The organism is Paenibacillus cisolokensis, assembly GCF_050481165.1.
Taxonomy (GTDB): domain Bacteria; phylum Bacillota; class Bacilli; order Paenibacillales; family Paenibacillaceae; genus Paenibacillus_AH; species Paenibacillus_AH cisolokensis.
In genome coordinates this window covers 1-1,585 of the sequence record NZ_JBCNFP010000046.1, presented here as the reverse complement: position 1 = coordinate 1,585, position 1,585 = coordinate 1, and the positions used below count along the sequence as shown (strand labels likewise).

1 protein-coding gene is annotated in these 1,585 nt (G+C 49.1%); it reads right to left on the bottom strand.

The window, feature by feature from the left end; all coding sequences use genetic code 11:
* Positions 1 to 174 precede the first annotated feature (174 nt).
* Complete coding sequence (locus tag ABEV74_RS08595) at positions 175 to 1,476, bottom strand: IS1380 family transposase (RefSeq protein ID WP_430145145.1); 1,302 nt, start codon at positions 1,474 to 1,476, stop codon at positions 175 to 177.
* Positions 1,477 to 1,585 lie beyond the last annotated feature (109 nt).

The window sequence follows — 1,585 nt, the reverse complement described above, 5'->3', positions numbered from 1 at the left end:
CCTAAATTTCGAAAGCCCGTAATATCAAACGCTGTATATAGTGGAACTGCCAAACTAGCTGTAAGAATGTGGCGATTTCCCAGTTCGTTCGGTTCAAGTCAACATTATGTGGATACACTTTCCCCCTCCCCAATGAAGAGGCTGCGATTTTTTCCATGTTAAATTTAGGGGTTTTCATTCCAAAAGTGCGATCCTGGCTTCAATTCGTTGCCATGCATACCGGTTTACAAAGTCTTTTGCCAGCTTGAGAATGATGTTGCGGCTATGGCGAATAATCGTTGCTGCGCAGTGGAAGAACTCTAATCGGAACCGAGCGATTGTGTAACCTTGATGTACCGGTTCACAGCAACTTCGCTTGAATCGCTCGAACAAATTGTAGGCGAGTAACTTGATCAGCAAGTCGAGTTCATTCGCCTCAAATTCGCTCGTCGCAATTCTATCAATGGAGAAGCCGTTCTTCGCTTCCTTGATATAGTTCTCCATGCAACAGCGTTGGTTGTAGAAGCGCCACAGATCAAGCGGCTCCCATTCGAGATTGGTGACGATCGCTTCGTATTGCCAATCCGAATCGAACACCATGCGGGTCTGGCCTTCATCGACGATGTGTGCCTTGCGAACAATCGCTACGCGGCGCGCCTTCTCCCAAGATGTCGCTTTGTAGATGATCGTAATCCCTTCGATGATCCAGTCTTCATCGACGAATCGTTTCCAGTACCGGCAGGCTGCGACTTGTTCTGCAAGGCGCTTTGTCCATTTCAACTTTCCGACGTAACCGATTCCTTTGCCTTCCCACAGGCCGTAGAAATCTTCACCGCCGAAGCCCTTATCGAACCTCGCGTACTTCACCGGATGCTCCCTCAGCAGTTCGAAGGTTTGGTGAAGAAAAGCTGACGCATCCGTGGAGGAGTGCGTATTGCCCGAACGTAGAACGGCATTCAAACATAGACGAGACTGTCCTTCGAAGGCCAGCAAAGGATGATAACTCTTACGGCCGGGCTTATGCGGGTTCGTGCCTTTAGCCGCTCCGCCCTGATCGCCATATACGGTTTCAACGGTGGAGTCAAGGTCCAGAATGAGAGCCTCTGGTAAACAAGGTCCAATGATTTCCTGATTGAGCGACCGCAGTTCGGGCAACAGGTTCGGGTGCGATTTGCTAAGACGCGACAACTCTTTGTATAACAGCGAATGGTGCGGACAGCGTCCACCGAGAAACCGCTTTAGAAGCGAGTCTTGCTGTAGCTTGCGGAAATGGAAGAGGCGTTCGCAGCCTAGCATCCAGCCGACGACGAGATAAAGCAGAATACGGTAGACGGGGAACAGTGAGTTGCTTGCTTTCACGCATGACAGGCTTTGTAAAGCAGCGGCAAACTTGATTTTTTCGAGGTATTCCAGGAAGATTTTGATGCCGCCGAAATTGGTCGCGTTCTGTAGGGAAAATTCGGTCTTGATTTTGCTGATGGGTGTGGTAGACTTCACCTAAAAGGTGCTCCTCTCTTTGGGTGTAGTGTTCTCGCCAAACACCATTCTACCAAAGATTTGGGCACTTTTTTTATGTTTTCATAGGATCGCACTTTCGAAATTCAGG